18 protein-coding genes are annotated in these 19,809 nt (G+C 71.5%); 2 read left to right on the forward strand and 16 right to left on the reverse strand.

Features of this window, described 5'->3' with window-relative positions; translation table 11 throughout:
- Positions 1–59: 59 nt before the first annotated feature.
- The 9 genes from lepB (ABZ354_RS17740) to ABZ354_RS17780 form a co-directional block, all read right to left on the reverse strand.
- Positions 60–971, reverse strand: a complete 912-nt coding sequence (gene lepB / locus ABZ354_RS17740; RefSeq protein WP_358657662.1) for a signal peptidase I — start codon at positions 969–971, stop codon at positions 60–62.
- Positions 868–2,037, reverse strand: a complete 1,170-nt coding sequence (lepB, locus tag ABZ354_RS17745; protein WP_358657664.1) for a signal peptidase I — start codon at positions 2,035–2,037, stop codon at positions 868–870. Before lepB (ABZ354_RS17745) ends, lepB (ABZ354_RS17740) begins: the two co-directional genes overlap by 104 nt.
- Positions 2,030–2,740: a signal peptidase I gene (gene lepB, locus ABZ354_RS17750; RefSeq protein ID WP_358657666.1), complete on the reverse strand. Its 711-nt coding sequence runs from the start codon at positions 2,738–2,740 to the stop codon at positions 2,030–2,032. The genes lepB (ABZ354_RS17745) and lepB (ABZ354_RS17750) overlap by 8 nt, the downstream gene beginning before the upstream one ends.
- A gap of 45 nt (positions 2,741–2,785) precedes the next feature.
- Positions 2,786–3,136, reverse strand: a complete 351-nt coding sequence (gene rplS, locus ABZ354_RS17755) for a 50S ribosomal protein L19 (RefSeq protein ID WP_358657668.1) — start codon at positions 3,134–3,136, stop codon at positions 2,786–2,788.
- Positions 3,137–3,270: 134 nt separating this feature from the next.
- Complete coding sequence (gene trmD, locus ABZ354_RS17760) at positions 3,271–4,104, reverse strand: tRNA (guanosine(37)-N1)-methyltransferase TrmD (protein ID WP_358657670.1); 834 nt, start codon at positions 4,102–4,104, stop codon at positions 3,271–3,273.
- The gene (rimM, locus tag ABZ354_RS17765) at positions 4,104–4,661 is read right to left on the reverse strand and encodes a ribosome maturation factor RimM (protein ID WP_358657672.1); all 558 of its coding nucleotides are present in this window, start codon (positions 4,659–4,661) and stop codon (positions 4,104–4,106) included. The genes trmD and rimM overlap by 1 nt, the downstream gene beginning before the upstream one ends.
- 82 nt (positions 4,662–4,743) lie before the next feature.
- Positions 4,744–4,983, reverse strand: a complete 240-nt coding sequence (locus tag ABZ354_RS17770) for an RNA-binding protein (RefSeq protein ID WP_003973401.1) — start codon at positions 4,981–4,983, stop codon at positions 4,744–4,746.
- Between the two features lie 2 nt (positions 4,984–4,985).
- Positions 4,986–5,405, reverse strand: coding sequence for a 30S ribosomal protein S16 (gene rpsP / locus ABZ354_RS17775; RefSeq protein WP_358657674.1), 420 nt, complete (start codon positions 5,403–5,405; stop codon positions 4,986–4,988).
- A gap of 274 nt (positions 5,406–5,679) precedes the next feature.
- Complete coding sequence (locus ABZ354_RS17780) at positions 5,680–6,276, reverse strand: hypothetical protein (protein WP_358657676.1); 597 nt, start codon at positions 6,274–6,276, stop codon at positions 5,680–5,682.
- 523 nt (positions 6,277–6,799) lie between these two features.
- Here ABZ354_RS17780 and ABZ354_RS17785 point away from each other — a divergent pair.
- Complete coding sequence (locus tag ABZ354_RS17785; RefSeq protein WP_358657678.1) at positions 6,800–7,657, forward strand: SAM-dependent methyltransferase; 858 nt, start codon at positions 6,800–6,802, stop codon at positions 7,655–7,657.
- 91 nt (positions 7,658–7,748) lie between these two features.
- Here ABZ354_RS17785 and ffh read toward each other — a convergent pair whose 3' ends face one another.
- The 5 genes from ffh to ABZ354_RS17810 form a co-directional block, all read right to left on the reverse strand.
- Positions 7,749–9,299: a signal recognition particle protein gene (gene ffh / locus ABZ354_RS17790; RefSeq protein ID WP_358657680.1), complete on the reverse strand. Its 1,551-nt coding sequence runs from the start codon at positions 9,297–9,299 to the stop codon at positions 7,749–7,751.
- A gap of 230 nt (positions 9,300–9,529) precedes the next feature.
- On the reverse strand, positions 9,530–11,971 hold the full coding sequence (locus ABZ354_RS17795) for a [protein-PII] uridylyltransferase (protein ID WP_358657682.1): 2,442 nt from the start codon (positions 11,969–11,971) through the stop codon (positions 9,530–9,532).
- Positions 11,972–11,994: 23 nt separating this feature from the next.
- Positions 11,995–12,333 carry a P-II family nitrogen regulator gene (locus ABZ354_RS17800; protein WP_358657684.1) on the reverse strand — a complete coding sequence of 113 codons (339 nt, stop codon included), beginning with the start codon at positions 12,331–12,333 and terminating at the stop codon, positions 11,995–11,997.
- Positions 12,330–13,676 carry an ammonium transporter gene (locus ABZ354_RS17805; RefSeq protein ID WP_358657686.1) on the reverse strand — a complete coding sequence of 449 codons (1,347 nt, stop codon included), beginning with the start codon at positions 13,674–13,676 and terminating at the stop codon, positions 12,330–12,332. The genes ABZ354_RS17800 and ABZ354_RS17805 overlap by 4 nt, the downstream gene beginning before the upstream one ends.
- Before the next feature lie 344 nt (positions 13,677–14,020).
- On the reverse strand, positions 14,021–15,493 hold the full coding sequence (locus tag ABZ354_RS17810; protein ID WP_358657688.1) for a hypothetical protein: 1,473 nt from the start codon (positions 15,491–15,493) through the stop codon (positions 14,021–14,023).
- 447 nt (positions 15,494–15,940) lie between these two features.
- On the opposite strand from ABZ354_RS17810, the gene ABZ354_RS17815 reads away from it, so the two are divergent.
- Positions 15,941–16,606 carry a bifunctional DNA primase/polymerase gene (locus ABZ354_RS17815; RefSeq protein ID WP_358657689.1) on the forward strand — a complete coding sequence of 222 codons (666 nt, stop codon included), beginning with the start codon at positions 15,941–15,943 and terminating at the stop codon, positions 16,604–16,606.
- A 201-nt stretch (positions 16,607–16,807) separates the two neighbouring features.
- Here ABZ354_RS17815 and ftsY read toward each other — a convergent pair whose 3' ends face one another.
- Positions 16,808–18,007 carry a signal recognition particle-docking protein FtsY gene (gene ftsY, locus ABZ354_RS17820; RefSeq protein ID WP_358657690.1) on the reverse strand — a complete coding sequence of 400 codons (1,200 nt, stop codon included), beginning with the start codon at positions 18,005–18,007 and terminating at the stop codon, positions 16,808–16,810.
- A 377-nt stretch (positions 18,008–18,384) separates the two neighbouring features.
- Entirely contained in the window at positions 18,385–19,803 is a 1,419-nt protein-coding gene (locus ABZ354_RS17825) for a sugar porter family MFS transporter (protein ID WP_358657691.1), read from the reverse strand.
- Positions 19,804–19,809 lie beyond the last annotated feature (6 nt).

A 19,809-nucleotide genomic window follows, 5' to 3' on the forward strand; every position in this document is an offset into this window, starting at 1 on the left:
GGCGGTGCACAGACCGACCGGCCGGGGCACAGCCACCGGCCGGTCGGGGAACGGTCGTGTCAGCGGGTGCGGACCGCCGTGGTCCGCCTGCGGCGCCACAGCGCGAAGGGTACGACGCCGACGACGGCGAGGCCCTGTGGTGCGACGGACAGGGCGGCGGGCCCCGCCTTGAGGCCGTCCTGGTCGAAGGTGTCCGGCACGGGCAGCGTGGCCCAGCGGTCGACCGGCCAGGCCACGACGATGGCCCGCCCGACGACGTCCTTGACCGGGACCATGCCGTGGTGTTTGTCCGACCGGTTGTAGCGGGAGTCGCGGGAGTTCTGCCGGTGGTCGCCCATGACCCAGACGTGGCCCTTGGGTACCTTCACCTTGAACTGGCCGCCCTGGTCGTCCAGGCTGCACGGTGTGTTGCCCGCGTAGACGTACGACTCTTCGTCGAGGGCCTTGCCGTTGACCTTGAGGGGGCCGGTGCCCTTGCACTCGATGGTGTCGCCACTGACGCCGACGACGCGCTTGATCAGGTCCTTCTCCTCGGCGGACGGCATGAGGCCGATCCAGCTGAGGAACTTCTGGGCCGCGTTCGGTTCCGGCGTCGGCTCGCCCGCCAGCCAGCTGTCGGGATCGTGGAAGACGATGACCTCGCCGCGCTCGGGCTCGGAGCCGAACCACGGGGTGAGCTTGTCCACCAGGACGCGGTCACCCTGCTGGAGGGTGTTCTGCATCGAGTCGGAGGGGATCGAGAACGCCTGCACCAGGAACGTCTTGATCAGCAGCGCCAGGACCAGCGCGATGCCGACCAGGATGGGCAGCTCCTTCCAGAAGGAGCGGGGCTTCTTCGGCTGGGGATCCGGCCTGTCCGGTTCCTGGTCATCCGTCCTGGTCTGTTCGCCCGTCACCTTGTCGTCCTCGCCCGCTCCGGAGCCACCGCCGGAGGTCACGGCGCCGTCGGAGGCCTGGCCGGCCGATTCCACGGGGTGTCCGCGGTGCTCCTCGCCGTCGTGTCCGGACCGTGCGCCTACCGCCACATCCCCCACGCCTACTCCTGTCTTCTTGCCGGCGCCTGCGCCATCCGCGACGCAGGCCCACCACTCCCATAACGAGCGGGAGTTCCGCAGGGGTCGGGAGCTGATTCACGCTTTCCGGTTCGCTTGCCGGATTTCTTGCCGGGTAGTCAGGCGCAACCCTATGCGACGCCTCGCGAGCCGTCGTCGGCGCGGCACCCGGGCCGGACACGGAGGCGTAGGTCTTCGGCTCGTCGAGGGTGCTCCAGTGGCCCAGTGGCCAGGCGATGACCATGGCCCTGCCCACCACCTCGTCCTCGGAGACGGTGCCGCCGTAGTCGGTGTTCCTGTGGTAGCGGGAGTCCGCGGAGTTGGAGCGGTGATCGCCCATCACCCACAGCCGCCCCTCGGGGACGGTGATGTCGAAGGGGGTGGTGGAGGGGGCGTTGCCGGGGAAGAGGTAGTCCTCCTCCAGCGGGACGCCGTTGACCGTGACCCTGCCCTTGGCGTCGCAGCACTTGACGCGGTCGCCGCCGACGCCGACGACGCGTTTGATGAGGTCCTTCTCGTTGTCGGACGGCAGCAGACCGATGAAGGTCAGGCTCTCCTTGATCTGCCTGACGACGACGGGGTCCGCCTTCTTCCGCGTGGTCGTCTCGTCCTGGAGCCAGCCGCCGGGGTCGCGGAACACGACGACGTCCCCGCGCGCGGGCCGGGAGCCGAACCAAGGCGTGAGCTTGTCGACCAGGACCCGGTCGCCGATCTGGATCGTCTGCTCCATGGAGCCCGACGGGATCACGAATGCCTGGACGAGGAACGTCTTGAGCACCAGGGCTATGAGGACGGCCATGCCGACGAGCAGGGGGACCTCTTTGACGGCGGAGCGCCTGCGCCTCCGCTTGACCTTGCGCTGGAGCTTGCGCCGCTCCGCGCGCGTACGGCCGCCCGTGGGGCCGCCGGCCCGCCTGCTGCCCGTGGGCAGCGGGTTGTCCGCGGCGCTGTCGGGCGCGCGGCGTGGTTTGCCGCGGTTACCCATGGGCGCCCTCACCGGCGGGGACACGCGCGTAGACCTCGGGGCGGACGAGGCGGGTGGCGTGGTCGGAGGGCCACAGGATCCAGTCGGCGCGCCCGAGGACGTCACCGAGGGGGATCATGCCGCCGCCCGGGGAGCCGAGGTGGTCACGGGAGTCGCTGGAGTTGCTGCGGTGGTCGCCGAGGACGAACAGGGTGCCGTGGGGGACGACGACGTCGAAGCGCACCGTGGAGGCGCTGTCGCCGGGATGGAGGTATGCCGACTCGTCGATCGACCGGCCGTTCACCTGGAGCCTCCCCTCCTTGTCGCAGCAGACCACATGGTCTCCCCCCACGCCCACGACGCGCTTGATGTACTCCGCGTCCCCGAAATACCCACTGCCGTCGAACACGACAACATCGCCGCGCCGCGGGGCGGCACCGAAACGGTACGCCAACTTGTTTACGAGAACGCGGTCGCCGATCCTCAATCCGCGTTCCATGGACCCGCTCGGGATCTGGAAGGGCTGCAGGACGAATGTGCTGAGCAGCAGCAGGAACAGCAGACAGAGCAGCAGGGTGAGGGTGATCCGCCCGCCGGGCAGCCGTTCGGCGAGCCGCAACGCGAAACGCGACCGGCCCTCCGGCCCTGTCGGCTCCGAGGCGTCCTCGGTGTCGAACGGGCGGGAGGAGCGGTCGCGCTCCGTCGGCTGTGCTTCGGTGTCCATCGGGGCCAGATGCTATCCGGCCCCCGCTCGGACTCCGGCGCGAGATCAGCGCTCGCGCTTCTCCTTGATCTTCGCCGCCTTGCCGCGCAGCTCACGCAGGTAGTACAGCTTGGCCCGGCGGACGTCGCCCCTGGTGACGAGCTCGATCCTCTCGACGATCGGGGTGTGCACCGGGAAGGTGCGCTCGACGCCGACGGAGAAGGAGACCTTGCGGACCGTGAAGGTCTCGCGCACGCCGGCACCCTGGCGGCGGATCACGACACCCTTGAACTGCTGCACACGGGAGCGGCTGCCCTCGATGACGCGCACGTGGACGTTGACGGTGTCGCCGGGGCGGAAGGCCGGAACGTCGCTGCGCAGCGACGCGGCGTCGACGGTGTCGAGCAGGTGAGACATTTCGTCTGCTTTCTTCGCTGATGCCACAGGTCATCAGCGGCACTAGAGAGTGTCGATTCGGCGATGTGCGGTCGGGGCGGGCGTCGTGTCCCCCTGTGGCAGGGGCGCACGCCCGACGGACGCACAACAGCGGCCTATTCTTCCACGCCGTCGGTCCTGCGCCAAAATCGGCCGTAGGGCTCCCCGTCCGGGTCGGGTGACCAGCCGAGGATGGAGAGCATCTCGCGGTCCTTCTTGTCGAAGGCCTTGGGATCGCACCGCTCGATGAGGTCCGGCCGGTGGGCGGTGGTGCGGCGCAGCGCCTCGTCGCGGCGCCAGCGGGCGATCCTGCCGTGGTGACCGCTGAGCACGACGTCGGGGATGCCGCGTCCGCGCCACTCGGGCGGCTTGGTGTAGACGGGCCCTTCCAGCAGGTTCGCCATGGCGCCCGGCGCGAAGGAGTCGTCGCGGTGGGACTCGGCGTTGCCGAGGACGCCGGGCAGCAGCCGGGCCACGGCCTCGGTGACGACGAGGACGGCCGCCTCGCCGCCGGCGAGGACGTAGTCGCCGATGGACACCTCGTAGACCGGCAGCCGGGTGGCGTACTCGTCGACGACGCGCCGGTCGATGCCCTCGTAGCGGGCCGGTGTGAAGATCAGCCAGGGCCGGTCGGAGAGTTCGACGGCGAGTTCCTGGGTGAAGGGCCGGCCGCTGGGCGTGGGCACGATGAGCGCGGGTCGGTGGGAGCCCGTCTCGTAGCCGTCGGCGAGGACGGAGTCGAGGGCGGCTCCCCAGGGGTCGGTCATCATGACCATGCCGGGGCCGCCGCCGTACGGGGTGTCGTCGACGGTGTTGTGCCGGTCGTAGGTCCAGGAGCGCAGGTCGTGGACGTGTACGTCGAGCTGTCCTCGCGCGCGTGCCTTGCCGACGAGGGAGACGTTCAGCGGTTCGAGGTACTCGGGGAAGATCGTGACGACGTCGAGCCGCATTACGCCTCGTCTCCGTCGGCCGCGTCCCGGGAGGAGGCGATCTCGGCCCGGTCGTCGATCAGACCGGGCGGCGGGTCGACGATCGCACGCTGCTCCTCCAGGTCGATCTCGGTGACGATTTCCTGGACGAACGGGATCAGCACCTCGGTGCCGTCGGGCCGCTCGACCACGAACAGGTCCTGCGAGGCCAGGTGGGAGATCTCGGTGATACGGCCGACCTGGGTGCCGTCCACGGTCACCACGTCGAGGTCCATGAGCTGGTGGTCGTAGTACTCGTCCTCGCCCTCGGGCAGTTCCTCGGGGTCGACGTCGGCGATGAGGAGGGTGTTGCGCAGCGCCTCGGCGCCGGTTCGGTCGCGCACGCCTTCGAAGCGCAGCAGGAGACGGCCGCTGTGGACGCGGCCGGTCTCGATGGTCAGGGGGCCGGCCGAGGCGGGCTCGGTGGTCAGGACGGCGCCCGGGCCCAGCCTGAGCTCGGGTTCGTCGGTACGTACCTCGACGGTGACCTCGCCCTTGATGCCGTGGGCACGGCCGATGCGAGCGACTACCAGCTGCACTTTTCTGGATCTCCTGTCATACGACTACGGGCCGGGGACGGCCCTGTGGCCTTCCCCGGCCCGAGCCGGTGCTGCGTTTGCGTCAGCGGACGTGGTCCACGTCGACGAGGTCGACACGGACACCGCGGCCGCCGATGGCGCCCACGACGGTGCGCAGAGCGCGTGCGGTGCGGCCGTTGCGGCCGATCACCTTGCCGAGGTCGTCCGGGTGGACCCGGACCTCGAGCACACGTCCGCGGCGCAGGTTGCGCGAGGCGACCTGCACATCGTCAGGGTTGTCGACGATGCCCTTCACGAGGTGCTCGAGAGCCTCCTCGAGCATGCTCAGGCCTCGGTCGACGCGGACTCAGCGGTGGCCTCGTCCTTCTTCTCAGCCTTCTTCTTCTGGGTGATGGCCTCACCCTTGCCCTCGTCGTCACCGCCGAGAGCCTCGAACGACGGGCGCGCCGGCTTCTCGGCCGGCTGCAGCAGCGGAGCCGGGGCGGGCTCGCCCTTGAACTTCTGCCAGTCGCCGGTCTTCTTCAGGATGGCGAGCACGGGCTCGGTCGGCTGGGCGCCGACGGAGAGCCAGTACGCCACACGGTCGCTGTCGACCTCCATCACCGACGGGTTGTACGTCGGGTGGTACTTGCCGATCTCCTCGATGGCCCGGCCGTCACGGCGGGTACGGGAGTCGGCGACGACGATGCGGTAGTGAGGCGAACGGATCTTGCCCAGACGCTTCAGCTTGATCTTGACTGCCACGGGAGTGGGTTCTCCTGGAATTGACGTGATTGGGCACGGCGAGACGGCCGCGTGGGGTTGCGGTACCCGAGTGCCCGATGGACGCGTCAGCCGGAGGAGAGAGGGATCCTGTTCGACTGTCGAGTACAGCTGGCCATTGTGCCACACGGCGCGCGTCGCGCTTGACCGGACCGTGTGGGGGCATGGCTGCGGCGCACCCGGCGTCCAGGGGACATCGGGTGCGCCGACGGCGTCGTCACATGCCGACGCGCGGCTGCCACGAGCAGCCGCCTCGTCAGCCTGCCACCGCTGCCACGACCTCCGGGATGCGGAACGGCTTGCCGCAGCCGCCGCACATGATGGGGGCCTGGGCCAGGACGGACGGAACGACCCGGACGTTGCGTCCGCAGTCGCACACCGCCTTGACACGGACGCCTCCACCGGAGGAGCCGTGCCGGGCGGCGGGCCCGCGGAAACTGCGGGCGGTGTCGGATTCCGTCGCCACCGTGTGGGCCTTGAGCGCCCGCTGGAGGCGCTCGATGGTCGGCCGGTAACGACGCCTCGCCTCGGGTGTGAGCGAGACCAGGGAGAAGCCGCTGCTGGGATGCGGTTCCTCGGGGTGGTCCAGCCCCAGCTCCTCGGCGATCGAGAGGAATCTGCGGTTGTGGTAGCGGCCGGCCCGGGAGGTGTCGCGCACTCCGCGCGCGGCCGCGATGCCGTGGACTGCCTCGTGAAGCAGTCGCTCGAAGGAGAGTTCGTGTCCGCATGCGGACGACGACTCACCGATCAGGGACTCTGGCGCGGCTAGATCTGGCAGCTCGGGGTGGTGCCGCTGAATGTCGGCCCACGCCTGCGCCAGCTCTGCGGCGAGAACAGGTGGTGTCGTGCTCACGTAATGACAACGAGCATGGGTGCCGCTGTGTTCCTATTCCGGGGCATCCCAAATAATTTGCACGTACCCGTCAGTTGCCACTGATGCGACGGGAGGAGGGCGGGTACGCCGAACCGCGGAGAAGCCTCGCAGCCCACCACAAGACGGTACGTAGTTCACCATACGTCCCGGCGTCCGGGCGGGGCCCGCGTCCCGGGCCCACTGCGCCCCGCGGATGCGCAAGAGGCGATTGAGCCGCTCTGGCGCCGGAGGGCCTTTCCTCACACAGCGCACGCGACGCCCGCGACATTACCCGGTACATCACCGGCGTCCCCAACCGGCCCCCTTCGACGGCCTTGACCAGAACCGCCCAGGTTGCCGGAATGCGGTATTCCATCCCCGGCCCGCGGATTCGCGAGCCGGGACGCGTTCCACTGGACGCGACGTCGAGCTCGGAGTTTCCTGGCTTACGGGGGACCGCGCGCGCAGGGCACGGGGCCGGAGCAGGAGTACACGGCAACTCTCGGCGGATTGGGGCGCTTTCATGACACGTACGCTCGTGCGGCAGCACCCGCGGTACGCGGGGGTGACACCCGGCGTGGACCGGCGGGCACGCGCGCGTGACTGGTCCGAGATCCAGGAGCGGATGCTCGTACCGCTCTACGAGGCCGTCCACGAGCGACTCGGCGTGGGCCCCGGCACGCGGCTCCTCGGCCTCGGCTGCGGCTCCGGGCTCGCCCTCCTGATGGCGGCCGCCCGCGGCGCGGCGGTCACCGGCGTGGACTCCTCCTCCCCCGAGCGGCTCGAGCTCGCACGGGAGCGGCTCCGCCCGGAGACGTGGGACATGCGAGCGCCTGCCGCGCCCCGGGTCGTGGACGGCACCCCCGGGGACGCGGCCGACCCGCGGACGGCGCCGTACACGCTGGTGACGGCGTTCGAGCCGATCGGCTGTCCGGCGGGCGACCCGGAGGGGTTCGGGGAACTGGTCGAGGAGGCGGCGCCGCTGGCCGCGCGCGGGGCGGCCGTGGTGCTGGCCGGCTGGGGGCCGCCCGAGCGCTGCGCCACGTCGTCCGTGTTCCGGGTGGCGGCGAGGCCGGCGGTGCCGTCGCACGGCGCGGGCGTCCGGCGCCCGGCGCCGCGGGACCATCTGGAGGAGGTCGCGCAGCGGGCCGGGCTCAGGCCGGACGGTTCCGGGCGGGTGTCCTGCCCGTTCGGATACGCCGACGTGGAGAGCGCGATGCGGGGTCTGCTGTCGACGGGGCTGTTCGACGCGGCGATCGTCGCGGCCGGCCGGGAGCGGGTGGACAGGGAGCTGGCGGGGGCGCTGCACGCGTACCGGCGGTCGGACGGCACGGTGTGGATGCCGAATGTGTTCCGGTATCTCATCGCCCGCACACCCTGACCTGGGCGTACGTCACTGGGGGCGCCCCTCGTGCGGGGGGCGCCCCCAGTGACGTACGCCAGGGCCTGACCGGCCCTGGACTACGGGCCGGTCAGCCCATGAACTTCTTGAACTCGTCCGGCAGCTCGAAGTCCTGCGCGCTCTGCTGCGGCATCCCCAGGGCGTTGCCGCCCTGGGCTGCGGCGGCGCGGCGGGCGGCCTCCTCCTGCTCCTGCTGCTTGCGCTTCATCGGGTTGCCGGAGCGCTGCTTGCCCTTGGCCTTCTTCGGCTGCTTCTTGGAACGGCCGGGGCCGCCACCCATGCCGGGCATCCCCGGCATCCCGGGCATGCCGCCGCCCTGGGCCATGCGGGACATCATCTTGCGGGCCTCGAAGAACCGCTCGACCAGGCTCTTCACCGCGCCGACCTCGACGCCGGAACCCTTGGCGATACGGGCACGGCGCGAGCCGTTGATGATCGTCGGGTCCTGGCGCTCGACCGGCGTCATCGACTTGATGATCGCGGCCGTGCGGTCGACGTCCCGCTCGTCCAGGTTCTGGATCTGGTCCTTGATCTGGCCCATGCCGGGCAGCATCCCGAGGAGCTTCGAGATGGAGCCCATCTTCCTGACCTGCTCCATCTGGGCCAGGAAGTCGTCCAGGGTGAATTCCTGGCCCTTCTTGGACGCCAGCTTGGAGGCCATCTTCTCGGCCTCTTCCTGGCTGAACGTCTTCTCCGCCTGCTCGATCAGGGTGAGCAGGTCACCCATGTCGAGAATGCGGGAAGCCATCCGGTCGGGGTGGAAGGCGTCGAAGTCCTCGAGCTTCTCGCCGTTGGAGGCGAACATGATCGGCTTGCCGGTCACCGAGGCGATCGACAGGGCCGCACCACCGCGGGCGTCGCCGTCGAGCTTGGACAGCACCACGCCGTCGAAGCCGACACCGTCGCGGAAGGCCTCTGCGGTGTTGACCGCGTCCTGACCGATCATCGCGTCGACGACGAACAGGATCTCGTCCGGCGAGACCGCGTCGCGGATGTCCGCGGCCTGCCGCATCATCTCCTGGTCGATGCCGAGGCGGCCGGCGGTGTCGACGATGACGATGTCGTGGACCTTGGACTTCGCGTGCTCGATGGAGTCCTTGGCGACCTTGACCGGATCACCGACACCGTTGCCCGGCTCGGGCGCGTAGACGGCCACGCCGGCGCGCTCGGCGACCACGCCGAGCTGGTTGACGGCGTTGGGGCGCTGCAGGTCGCAGGCGACCAGGATGGGCGAGTGGCCCTGTTCCTTCAGCCAGCGGCCGAGCTTGCCCGCGAGGGTGGTCTTACCGGCACCCTGGAGACCGGCCAGCATGATCACGGTCGGGGGCTGCTTGGCGAAGCGCAGGCGGCGGGTCTCGCCGCCCAGGATCGTGACCAGCTCATCGTTGACGATCTTGATGAACTGCTGAGCGGGGTTCAGCGCCCGCGAGACCTCCGACCCGAGCGCGCGGTCCTTGACGTTCTTGATGAACGTCCGGACGACCGGCAGGGCCACGTCCGCTTCCAGGAGGGCAATGCGGATCTCGCGCGCGGTGGCGTCGATGTCCGCCTCCGACAGCTTGCCCCTGCCGCGGAGGTTCTTGAAAGTCGCGCTGAGGCGGTCGGAGAGGGTATCGAACACGGTGGCGTCGGTCCTCGAAGCTAGGGGGCGGTCGGGCTGCCCTCCAGGGTATCCGGCCCGGCAGGCAATTCGCCCCCGCCCGCCGGACTGAACCGGCGGGGACCGTCCCGCATCGGCAGGGAGCGGGCATCCGGCCCTCCAGTGCGCCGGGGCTCCGCCCCCATGACCACGGCATCGGCGGCGGTTGCGTCCGGCGAACACGGCATGACCGGCGCGACCCGACCGGAAGGTCACGCCCGCAGCGTCTCCTCCAGCCTGCGCGCCACCGCCGTCGCCTCCCCCGGCGGCAGAGGGTCGCCCTCGCCACCGGTCGTGTAGAAGGCGTCGACCGCGTTGGAACCCCGCGTGCTGACGTGCGCACTCCGCACCCGCACCCCCGCGTCCTCCAGGGCCCGCCCGATGCGGAACAGCAGCCCCGGCACGTCCTGGGCGCGGACCTCGATGACCGTGGCGTGCCGGGAGGCGGCCGGGTGGACGGTGACCCGGGGCGGTGGCGGGACGACGCCCCGGCGGCGCGGGTGGGCCGCGTCGCGTTCGGCGAGGCGGCCCGCGATGTCCAGGGAGCCGTCGAGTGCGCGTGCCAGGTCGGCCCGCAACCGGGCGGCCTGCGGCAGGGAGCCGTACTCGGCGGCCACCCGCCAGTCCAGCACGAGGACGGAGCCGTCGACGCCGTCGGGCAGGTCGACGGCGCGCAGCTCGGCCGTCCGTACGGTCAGCCGGTGCATGGCGAGGACGCCGGCGACGGCGGGCAGCACACCGGGCTGGTCGGGTACGGCGATGAGGAGTTCCACACCGAGGGGTTCGGGATCGTCGGTCTGCCCGTCCGCGGGCGGCTCGGTCCGGGCCCGCAGCGACAGCACGGGACTGCCGGTGGCGGCGGCCTCGATGGCGAGGCGTTCCTGCTCGGCGGTCGGCGCGGCGCTCTCGGGCTCCTCGGGGAGGTCTCCGGCGAGGCCGGCGGCGACGCGTGTGACCAGGTCGGCGACGAGGGAGCCGCGCCAGGACGACCAGGCGGCCGGGCCGGTGGCCAGCGCGTCGGCCTCGGTGAGGGCGTGCAGCAGTTCCAGGGTGCTCGGGGAGCGGACGGCGGCGGCGACCGCGTGGACGGTGGCCGGGTCTTCCAGGTCGCGCCGGGTGGCGGTCTCCACGAGGAGCAGGTGGTGCCGTACGAGGGTGGACAGGACCGTGACGTCGGCGCGGTCGAAGCCGATGCGGGCGGCCACGTCCCTGGCGATGATCTCGCCGGCCACCGAGTGGTCGCCCGGCCCGCCCTTGCCGATGTCGTGCAGCAGCGCGGCGACCAGCAGCAGGTCGGGGCGGCCGACACGGCGGGTGAACGCGGAGGCGCGTACCGCCGTCTCGATGAGGTGCCGGTCGACGGTCCACACATGTACGGCGTTGCGCTGCGGTCGGCAGCGGACCCGTTCCCAGTCGGGCAGCAGGCGCGTGATCAGGCCTTCGGCTTCCAGGGCCTCCCACACGTCGAGGGTGGGGCGCCCGGAGCCGAGCAGGGTGACGAGCTGTTCGCGGGCCTCGGCGGGCCAGGGCGTGGGCAGCGGTCGCACCTCCGCGGCCATACGGCGTACGGCGTGCGGGGAGAGCGGCAGCCCGGCCTGCGCGGCGGCGGCAGCGGCCCGCAGGGGCAGGACCGGGTCGCGTCCGGGGCGGGCGGCGCGGGCGAGGACCGCTTCGCCGTCCTGTTCCACGACACCTTCGGCGAGCGGGGATCGCCCGGCGGCCGGCTTCCCGCCGCCCAGCATGGCGCGCAGCCTCGGCCGCACGGCACGGGAACGCAGCACCCGCCCCACGTCGCGCCAGGTGACGTCACCGGCGTACGAGATGACGCGTGCCGCCTCGTAGACCTGGCGCAGCAGGGTGTCCGCGTCGTGGAGGCCGAGCTCTGCGGCGACCTGGTCCTGCTCCTGGAGGGCGAGCCGGTCGGTGGCGCGGCCGGTGGTCAGGTGCAGGGCGTCGCGGACGTCGAGGAGGCGGCGCCGGGCGGCGGCGAGGCCCTCGCGCGGGGCGTCGGCCAGCCAGGACGCGGCGACGGCGCGGAGGACCGTGGCGTCACGCAGCCCGCCGCCGGCTTCTTTGAGGTCGGGTTCCAGGAGGTACTGGAGCTCACCTTGGCGTTCGACGCGCTGGGCGCACAGTTCCCTGAGTTCGGGCAGGCGTCTTGGGGCCTGGTCGCGCCAGTCGGTGAGGACGGTGGTGCGCAGGTGGGCGGTGAGGCCCGGGTCGCCGGCGAGGTGCCGGGCGTCGAGCAGGCCGAGCTGGGCCTTGAGGTCCCCGTTCGCGGTCCTGCGGGTTTCGGCGGGGGTCCGTACGGAGTGGTCGAGGTCGAGGCCGAGGTCCCACACGGGGTACCAGAGGCGGTCGGCGAGGGCGGCGACGGCGCGGGGGTCGCTGCCGTCGTGCAGCAGGAGCAGGTCGAGGTCGCTGCGCGGGGACAGCTCGCCGCGGCCGTATCCGCCGACGGCGACCAGGGAGGCGCCGGGCGGCTGTCCGGCGGCGGCGAACAGGCCGGTCAGCCAGCCGTCGGTCAGCGCGGACAGGGCCGCACGGCGCGGCGGCCCGGACCGCTCCTCCTCGGTGAGGAGGCGCAGCCGGGCCGCCGCGTAGCCGCCGGGTTTCGCGCCGTCTGTTTCGCTGTGCACGTCCGTGCCCGTCACCGGGTGGGCTCCTGTCCGTTGTCCTAGAGCGCGTCCGGGCCGCGTTCGCCGGTGCGGACGCGGACGGCGGTGTCGACCGGGAGGGACCACACCTTGCCGTCACCGATCTTGCCGGTACGGGCCGCCGTGACGACGACGTCGATCAGCTGCTCGGCGTCGTCGTCCTCGACGAGCACCTCGATGCGGATCTTGGGGACGAGGTCGACGGTGTACTCGGCGCCGCGGTAGACCTCGGTGTGCCCCCGCTGCCGGCCGTAGCCGCTGGCCTCGGTGACCGTGAGGCCGTGCACTCCGAAGGCCTGGAGGGCTTCCTTGATCTCGTCGAGCCGGTGGGGCTTGACGACGGCGGTGATGAGCTTCATGCGTTCACCTTCTTGTTCTCGGCGGCGGCGACGGGCGTGGGGGCCCCGGTCCGGGCGGCGATGCCTCCGCCGGCGCCGCTGAAGTCGTATGCGGTCTCGGCGTGCTCGGCCCGGTCGATGCCGGCGACCTCCTCGTCCTCGCCGATCCGCATGCCGATGGTCTTGTCGAGGAGGAGGGCGAGGACCGCGGAGACGACCAGTGAGTAGGCGAGGACGCCGAAGACGCCGGCGCACTGCTTCCAGAGCTGGTCGGGGCCGCCGCCGTAGAGGAGGCCCGCCACGTCGGACTGGCCCTTGCCGGTGGCGAAGAAGCCGACGAGCAGGGAGCCGAGGATGCCGCCGACGAGGTGGACGCCGATGACGTCGAGGGAGTCGTCGTAGCCGAACCTGTACTTCAGGCCGACGGCCATGGCGCACAGCACACCGGCGACGAGGCCGATGGCGAGGGCGCCGAGCGGGGAGACCGCGCCGCCCGACGGGGTGATGGCGACGAGGCCGGCGACCGCGCCGGAGGCGGCGCCCAGCGTGGTGAACGTGCCGTGCCGGATCTTCTCGTAGGCGAGCCAGCCGAGGACGGCGGCGGCGGTGGCGGCCTGCGTGTTGACGAACATCAGCGCGCCGACGCCGTCGTCGTTGCCGAGCCAGGAGCCGGCGTTGAAGCCGAACCAGCCGAACCACAGGAGCCCGGCGCCGAGCATGACCAGCGGCAGGCTGTGCGGGCGCATCGGGTCCTTCCTGAAGCCGACGCGCTTGCCGATGACCAGGATGACGCCGAGGGCGGCGGCGCCGGCGTTGATGTGGACGGCCGTACCGCCCGCGAAGTCGATCACGCCGAGCTCGAAGGCCCAGCCGCCGGCGCCCCACACCCAGTGCGCGACGGGGAAGTAGACGATCGTGGCCCACAGGGCGACGAACAGCGCCCAGGCCGTGAATTTGACGCGGTCGGCGAGGGCGCCGCTGATCAGGGCGGGTGTGATGACGGCGAACATCATCTGGAAGACGAGGAACACGAGGACGGGGATCGTGTAGCCGTCCCACAGGTCGGTCGGGCCGATGTCGCTGAGGCCGACCCAGTCCGAGTTCCAGCCGACGATGCTGCCCGAGTCGGTGCCGAAGGCCAGGGAGAAGCCGTAGAGCACCCACAGGACCGTGACGATCCCGAGGCTGATGAAGCTCATCATCAGCATGTTCAGGGTGCTTTTGACACGGACCATGCCTCCGTAGAAGAAGGCCAGGCCAGGGGTCATGAGCATCACCAGGGCGGAACAGATGAGCATGAAGCCCGTGTTGGCGGACGACAGCGCGGGTGCGTCCGCCGCGAGCGGGATGGCGGCTGATGCCATCGGCGTCTCCTCGTCATGGGTACGGCCCCGTGCGGGCGAAGCCTGAGCGGATGGAGGGGTGGGCCGGTCGTGCGTACGAGCGTGGCGCAGCGCCGTTTCGGTGAGTGCCCCTCGTTGTTTCGCCCGCGTGACGAAGCGGCCGCGGGTGTTACGCCCGGGTGAACCGCCCGGTCCCGGGCCGCCGGCCGTCACCGTGGCGGATTCTGCGCACGCAGGTCCCGGCCGGGTGGGCGCAGGGCGCGGCCCGGGAGACGCGAACCGGCCGCGGGCGGCCTTCCGACGACCTGGCGGGGGAGCCGAGTCGGGCTGTTCGGGAAGGCCGGCCGCGGCCGGGGCTGTGGCGGTCAGACCGCTTCGGCTGCCTCCGGCAGCTCTACGGCGAGCCGCTGCGTGAGGTGCACGACGTCGGCGAGGTCTCCGAAGTCGCGTACGGCCGTGTCGACGGTCTTCCGGATACGCGTGTTGACGCGCTCGGAGCGGACCTTCTTGGCCTCCGCCATGGCCCGCTGGGCGAGTACGGCACTCTGCTCGGGCTCGCGCTGGAGGAGGTGCACGGTGGCCATGCCGATGAGGTTCAGCGCGTAGGACCGCTGGTGCACGCCGTCTTGTGCGAACAGGTCCACGGCCCGCCGCATCAGGGGCTCGGCGAGGGAGGCGTAGGCGGGACTGCGGCCCGCGACGTAGGCGAGGTCGCGGAAGGAGTGGGAGTTCTCGCCGTGCAGCTCGGCCTCGGAGAAGAAACGGATCCAGTCGGGGTCCGGCTCGTCCCACTCGTCGACGTCGGAGAAGGTGTCCTCGGCCATGCGGACCGCCCGCTTGCACTTTCCGGGCTGGCTCATGTTGGCGTAGGCGCGGGCCTCCATCGCGTACAGCATCGCCTGGGTGCGGGGGCCGGCGCAGTCCCGGCTGCCGTACTGCGCCAGGTGGATGAGCTCCAGCGCGTCCTCGGGCCGGCCGAGGTGGATCATCTGGCGGCTCATGCTGGAGAGGATGAACGAGCCGAGCGGCCGGTCGCCGGCCTCCTTGGCGGCGTGCAGCGCGAGGACGAAGTACTTCTGCGCGGTGGGCTGCAGCCCGATGTCGTACGACATCCAGCCGGCGAGTTCGGCGAGCTCGGCGGCGACCTTGAACAGTTTGCGGGTGGTCTGCTCCGGCTGGGGCTCCTGGAGCAGGTCGGTCACCTCGTGCAGCTGGCCGACGACGGCCTTGCGGCGCAGTCCCCCGCCGCACTGGGCGTCCCACTGGCGGAACATCACCGTGGTGGCTTCCAGCAGGTCCAGCTCGGGCTTGGAGAGCCGGCCGCGCGCGCGGTTGGTGGGCTCCGGACGGGACTCCTGCGGGCAGGGCGGCGCGGGCACGAGCCAGCGCTGCATCGGCTCGATGAGGGACGGTCCCGCGGAGAGAGCGAGTGAGCTGCCGAGGAAGCCGCGCCGGGCCAGCATGAGGTCGCTGCGGGAGAACTCGCTGAGGTGGGCCACGGTCTGCGGGCCCGTCCAGGGCAGGTCGACGCCGGTCGCGGAGGGCGGGCGGCGGGTGCTGCGCAGTCCGAGGTCCTCGACGGAGACGACGACGCCGAATCGCTCGGAGAACAGCTCGGAGAGGATCTTCGGGATGGGTTCGCGGGGGTTCTCGCCGTCCAGCCAGCGGCGCACGCGGGAGGTGTCCGTGGAGATGTGGTTGGCGCCCAGTTGGCGCGCCCGGCGGTTGACCTGGCGAGCAAGCTCGCCCTTGGACCAGCCGCTGCGGACGAACCAGGAGGTGAACAGCTCGTTCGGGCGCTTGTCCGCGTTCGTCGCGTTACCGCCGCTGCCGCTCACTGGAACGCCCCCATCCCTGAGACCACTGTGTCGTCGAGTGCGCCAAGCCCTATCAGAATGCCGGTGATCGTGGTCTCCCGTCCGTGGATCTTCGGCTTTCGGACGGAACGTCACCTTGCCTCCGGCATACCCGAAAAGGGTTGCACCCCGTAGCCTCGTGCACCCACAGTAATCTTACGGTCACGGGCCCAGCCACGGCGATCACGGAAACGCCACCATTCGCCACCCCTTCGAATGAACTCACCCGGGCGGCAGTCCGATTCACTTGACACAACACACTCAGTAGTGGGTGGAACGGTGCACCGTGGGGCGCGCACCGCCGTACGCGCCACCCCGGACACCCCAGGGCGCTGCCTGAAACGCGCGAGGATGGGGAGTCCGAGGACAGAGAGTTACGCCGCGCGTCCGCTGCGTAACCATCGGCGCGTCGGACCCGTTGGAGGGGGCATGGGCTTCACGATCGGCAGCAGTCGGGGCATCCGTGACATCCGGTCGGGCGCGCGGCGCCGCGGGCGCTCCTCGGAGTGCACCGCCGTGGCCGAGTTCACCGGGCTGTGGGGCTGGGACGTGGTGCCGGGCACCCGGGCCGCGGCGGGCTCCTGTTCCTGCGGCCGGCGCGCGTGCCGGGCTCCGGGCGCGCATCCGCTGGACGTCGCGGCGGAGATCCCCGCGGGCGCCACGCTCGACGAGGTGACCCGGGCCTGGGCGGACCACCCGGGCGCCTCGGTGCTGTTGCCCGTGGGCCGGACGTTCGACGTGATCGAGGTCGCCGAGGCCGCCGGGCGCCGTGCACTGGCCAGACTGGAGCGCATGGGTCTGCCGCTGGGGCCGGTCATCGCGACCCCCGGGGGCCGCGCCCACTTCTTCGTCGCGCCCGGCGCCGCCGCCCAACTGCCCGAGCTGCTCTACCGCATGGGCTGGGACGACCCGGCCTCCCTCGACCTGCGGGGCCTCGGCCGCGGCACGTACGTCACGGCGCCGCCGTCGGACCGTGGCGGGCGCGGGCCGGTGCGCTGGCTGCGCTGCCCCGCCCTGGACTCGGCGTCGAAGCCCCCGGCCGCCCGGCTGCTGCTGGGCACCCTCGCGTACGTGGCGCACCGGTCGCGGGCGTGACGCCCCGGGCGCCGCTTTTCGCCGGGCCCGGCGAACCCGTCTCCCGACGGCGAAGCGCCCGTCCCCGACAGTGTCTCGGGGCGGGCGCTTCTCGTCGCCGTGGGGGCCGACGCCGTCGAACCGTGGGAGCCGCGGGGATGGCCGTACGCACGGCCTCGCGGGATAGCCGTACGGGTGTGCCGTGCGGGTTTCTGGAGGCGCTCACTCTCCGATGAGCGCGTCGACGAACGCCTCCGGCTCGAACGGTGCCAGGTCGTCGGCGCCCTCGCCGAGGCCGACGAGCTTGACCGGGACGCCCAGCTCGCGCTGCACGGCTACCACGATGCCGCCCTTGGCGGTGCCGTCCAGCTTGGTGAGCACGATGCCGGTGATGTTCACGACCTCGGCGAAGACGCGCGCCTGGACCAGTCCGTTCTGACCGGTGGTGGCGTCCAGCACGAGCAGCACCTCGTCCAGCGGGGCCTGCTTCTCCACGACGCGCTTGACCTTGCCGAGCTCGTCCATGAGCCCGGTCTTGGTGTGGAGCCGGCCCGCGGTGTCGATGAGGACGACGTCCGCACCGAACTCCTTGCCCTCCTTGACCGCGTCGAAGGCGACGGAGGCGGGGTCGCCGGCCTCCGGGCCTCGCACGGTGTGGGCGCCGACCCGCTCGCCCCAGGTCTGCAGCTGGTCGGCGGCGGCGGCGCGGAAGGTGTCGGCGGCACCGAGGACGACGCTGCGCCCGTCCGCCACCAGGACGCGGGCGAGCTTGCCGGTCGTGGTGGTCTTTCCGGTGCCGTTGACACCGACGACCATCACGATGCCGGGCCCTCCGCCTGGGGGCTCGGTCCTGACGGCGCGGTCCAGGTCGGGGCCGACGAGCGTGAGCAACTCCTCGCGCAGCAGGGTGCGCAGCTCCTGCGGGGTGCGGGTGCCGAGCACCTTCACCCGCTCGCGCAGCCGCTCGACCAGTTCCAGGGTGGGCTGCACGCCGACGTCGGCGGTGAGCAGGGTGTCCTCGATCTCCTCCCAGGTGTCCTCGTCCAGGTGCTCGCGGGACAGCAGCGTGAGCAGTCCCTGGCCGAGGGCGTTCTGCGAGCGGGACAGCCGGGCGCGCAGGCGTACCAGGCGTCCCTCGGTGGGCTCCGGGACCTCGATCTCGGCGGGCGGGAGTTCCTCGACGGGCGGTTCCCCGACCAGCGTCGAGCCGCCGCCCGTCAGGTCCACCTCCTCTATGGTCCGGCGGGGTTCCTCCCGCGGCGTCTCGGCCTCGTCGCCGACGTGCGGTTCGGCCGGTGGGGCGGTGATGTCGGGGGCGGCGGGCGGGGGCGGCGTCTTCTTCCGGCGGCTGCCGACGATGAGCCCACCGAGCGCGCCGAGCACGACCACGGCGATGACTACAGCAAGGATGACGATTTCCATAACCCGTCCAGTATCAGCCATGGGTGCCGCCGGGCACCTGGGCCCCGACGTTCGGATCATTCAGGTGTCGCGCGAGAGGCACCTCGTTGCACGGCCGGGCCCGGGGAATGCGGCCGCCGCCCCGCCCGGGGGTTCCGGGCGGGGCGGCGGACGGTGCGAGGAGAGGGGCAGCGGGGGCTCGGACCCTTCTCCTCGGGCTCGGGCCCCCATTCCCTTCGGGGCCGGGTCTTACGGTCTGTCTTCTCGGGCTCGGCTCCCACGGTCTTCTCGGCCTCGGGCCCGGCGCCCTTCTCGGGCCCGGTATGCCCTTCTCGGGCTCGGGCTCGGGCCCGGTGGCGGGCCGGGTGTCCGGGCGGACGCGGGGCGCGGGCCCGGGGTCAGCCCATCTCTTCCAGCGTCTTGCCCTTCGTCTCCTTCACGAACTTGAGGACGAACGGGATGGAGAGCGCGGCGAAGACCGTGTAGATCACGTAGGTGAGGGACAGGTTCCAGTCGGCCAGCGACGGGAAGCTCGCGGTGATGGCCCAGTTGGCGATCCACTGCGCGGCGGCGGCCACGCCGAGGGCGGCGGCGCGGATCCGGTTGGGGAACATCTCGCCGAGCATGACCCATACGACCACGCCCCAGGACAGGGCGAAGAACAGGACGAAGACGTGCGCGGCGACCAGGGCGATCCAGCCCTGCGTCTCGGGCAGCCTGCCGCCGACGAGGTCGAAGGAGAACGCCCAGGCCTCCAGGGCGAGGCCGATCGCCATGCCGACGGAGCCGATGATGGCCAGCGGGCGGCGGCCGACGCGGTCCACGAAGATCATCGCGATGACGGTGCCGACGATGTTGATGATCGAGGTGGTGAAGGAGTAGAAGAACGAGTCCGCCGGGTCGACACCGACCGACTGCCACAGCGTCGAGGAGTAGTAGAACGCCACGTTGATGCCGACGAACTGCTGGAAGACGGACAGGCCGATACCGACCCAGACGATCGGCTTGAAGAGGAAACCGCCGCCGAGCAGGTCCTTGAAGGACGACTTGTGCTCGCTCTTCATGGCGTTCTCGATCTCGGCCACGCGCGCGTCGAGGTCGATGTCCGCGCCCTCGACCTCGCCGAGGATCTCGCGGGCGCGCTCGTGCCTGCCGACCGAGATCAGGAAGCGGGGCGACTCGGGGATGGCGAGGGAGAGCAGGCCGTAGAGGACGGCCGGTACGACCATGACACCGAGCATGACCTGCCAGGCCTCCAGGCCCATCAGCTCGCCGCGCTGGTCGCCGTCGGCGGCGTTCAGGACGCCCCAGTTGACCAGTTGGGACACGGCGATGCCGACGACGATGGCGGCCTGCTGGAAGGAGCCGAGCCGGCCCCGGTAGGCGGGCGGGGCGACCTCGGCGATGTAGGCCGGGCCGATCACGGAGGCCATGCCGATGGCGAAACCGCCGACGACGCGCCACAGGGCGAGGTCCCACAGGGAGAAGGGCAGGGCCGAGCCGACGGCGCTGATGGTGAACAGGACCGCGGCGATCTGCATGCACCGGATGCGGCCGATGCGGTCGGCCATACGGCCGGCGGTCGCGGCACCGACGGCACAGCCGATCAGGGCGATGGCGATGACCTGTGCCAGCGCGGCGGAGCCGATGTCGTAGCGGTCCCGGACGGCCTCGACGGCGCCGTTGATCACGGAACTGTCGTAGCCGAAGAGGAATCCGCCCATCGCGGCCGCCGCCGCGATGAAGATGACGTGCCCGAGATGTTCGGGATGAGCCGTACCGGCTCCTGACTGGGATGCCTGCTCTGTGCTGGTCACGTGTAC

The sequence above is a fragment of the Streptomyces sp. NPDC005925 genome (genome assembly GCF_040638805.1).
Lineage (GTDB): Bacteria > Actinomycetota > Actinomycetes > Streptomycetales > Streptomycetaceae > Streptomyces.

Bases quoted from the DNA above. Each gene is read 5' to 3' on its own strand.
- ftsY (WP_358657690.1), bottom strand. From the start codon at position 18,007: ATGGAAATCGTCATCCTTGCTGTAGTCATCGCCGTGGTCGTGCTCGGC.
- rplS (WP_358657668.1), bottom strand. From the start codon at position 3,136: ATGTCTCACCTGCTCGACACCGTCGACGCCGCGTCGCTGCGCAGCGAC.
- ABZ354_RS17815 (WP_358657689.1), top strand. From the start codon at position 15,941: ATGGGCTTCACGATCGGCAGCAGTCGGGGCATCCGTGACATCCGGTCG.
- trmD (WP_358657670.1), bottom strand. From the start codon at position 4,104: ATGCGGCTCGACGTCGTCACGATCTTCCCCGAGTACCTCGAACCGCTG.
- ABZ354_RS17805 (WP_358657686.1), bottom strand. From the start codon at position 13,676: ATGGCATCAGCCGCCATCCCGCTCGCGGCGGACGCACCCGCGCTGTCG.
- lepB (WP_358657666.1), bottom strand. From the start codon at position 2,740: ATGGACACCGAAGCACAGCCGACGGAGCGCGACCGCTCCTCCCGCCCG.
- ABZ354_RS17785 (WP_358657678.1), top strand. From the start codon at position 6,800: ATGACACGTACGCTCGTGCGGCAGCACCCGCGGTACGCGGGGGTGACA.
- ABZ354_RS17770 (WP_003973401.1), bottom strand. From the start codon at position 4,983: ATGCTCGAGGAGGCTCTCGAGCACCTCGTGAAGGGCATCGTCGACAAC.
- lepB (WP_358657664.1), bottom strand. From the start codon at position 2,037: ATGGGTAACCGCGGCAAACCACGCCGCGCGCCCGACAGCGCCGCGGAC.
- ABZ354_RS17800 (WP_358657684.1), bottom strand. From the start codon at position 12,333: ATGAAGCTCATCACCGCCGTCGTCAAGCCCCACCGGCTCGACGAGATC.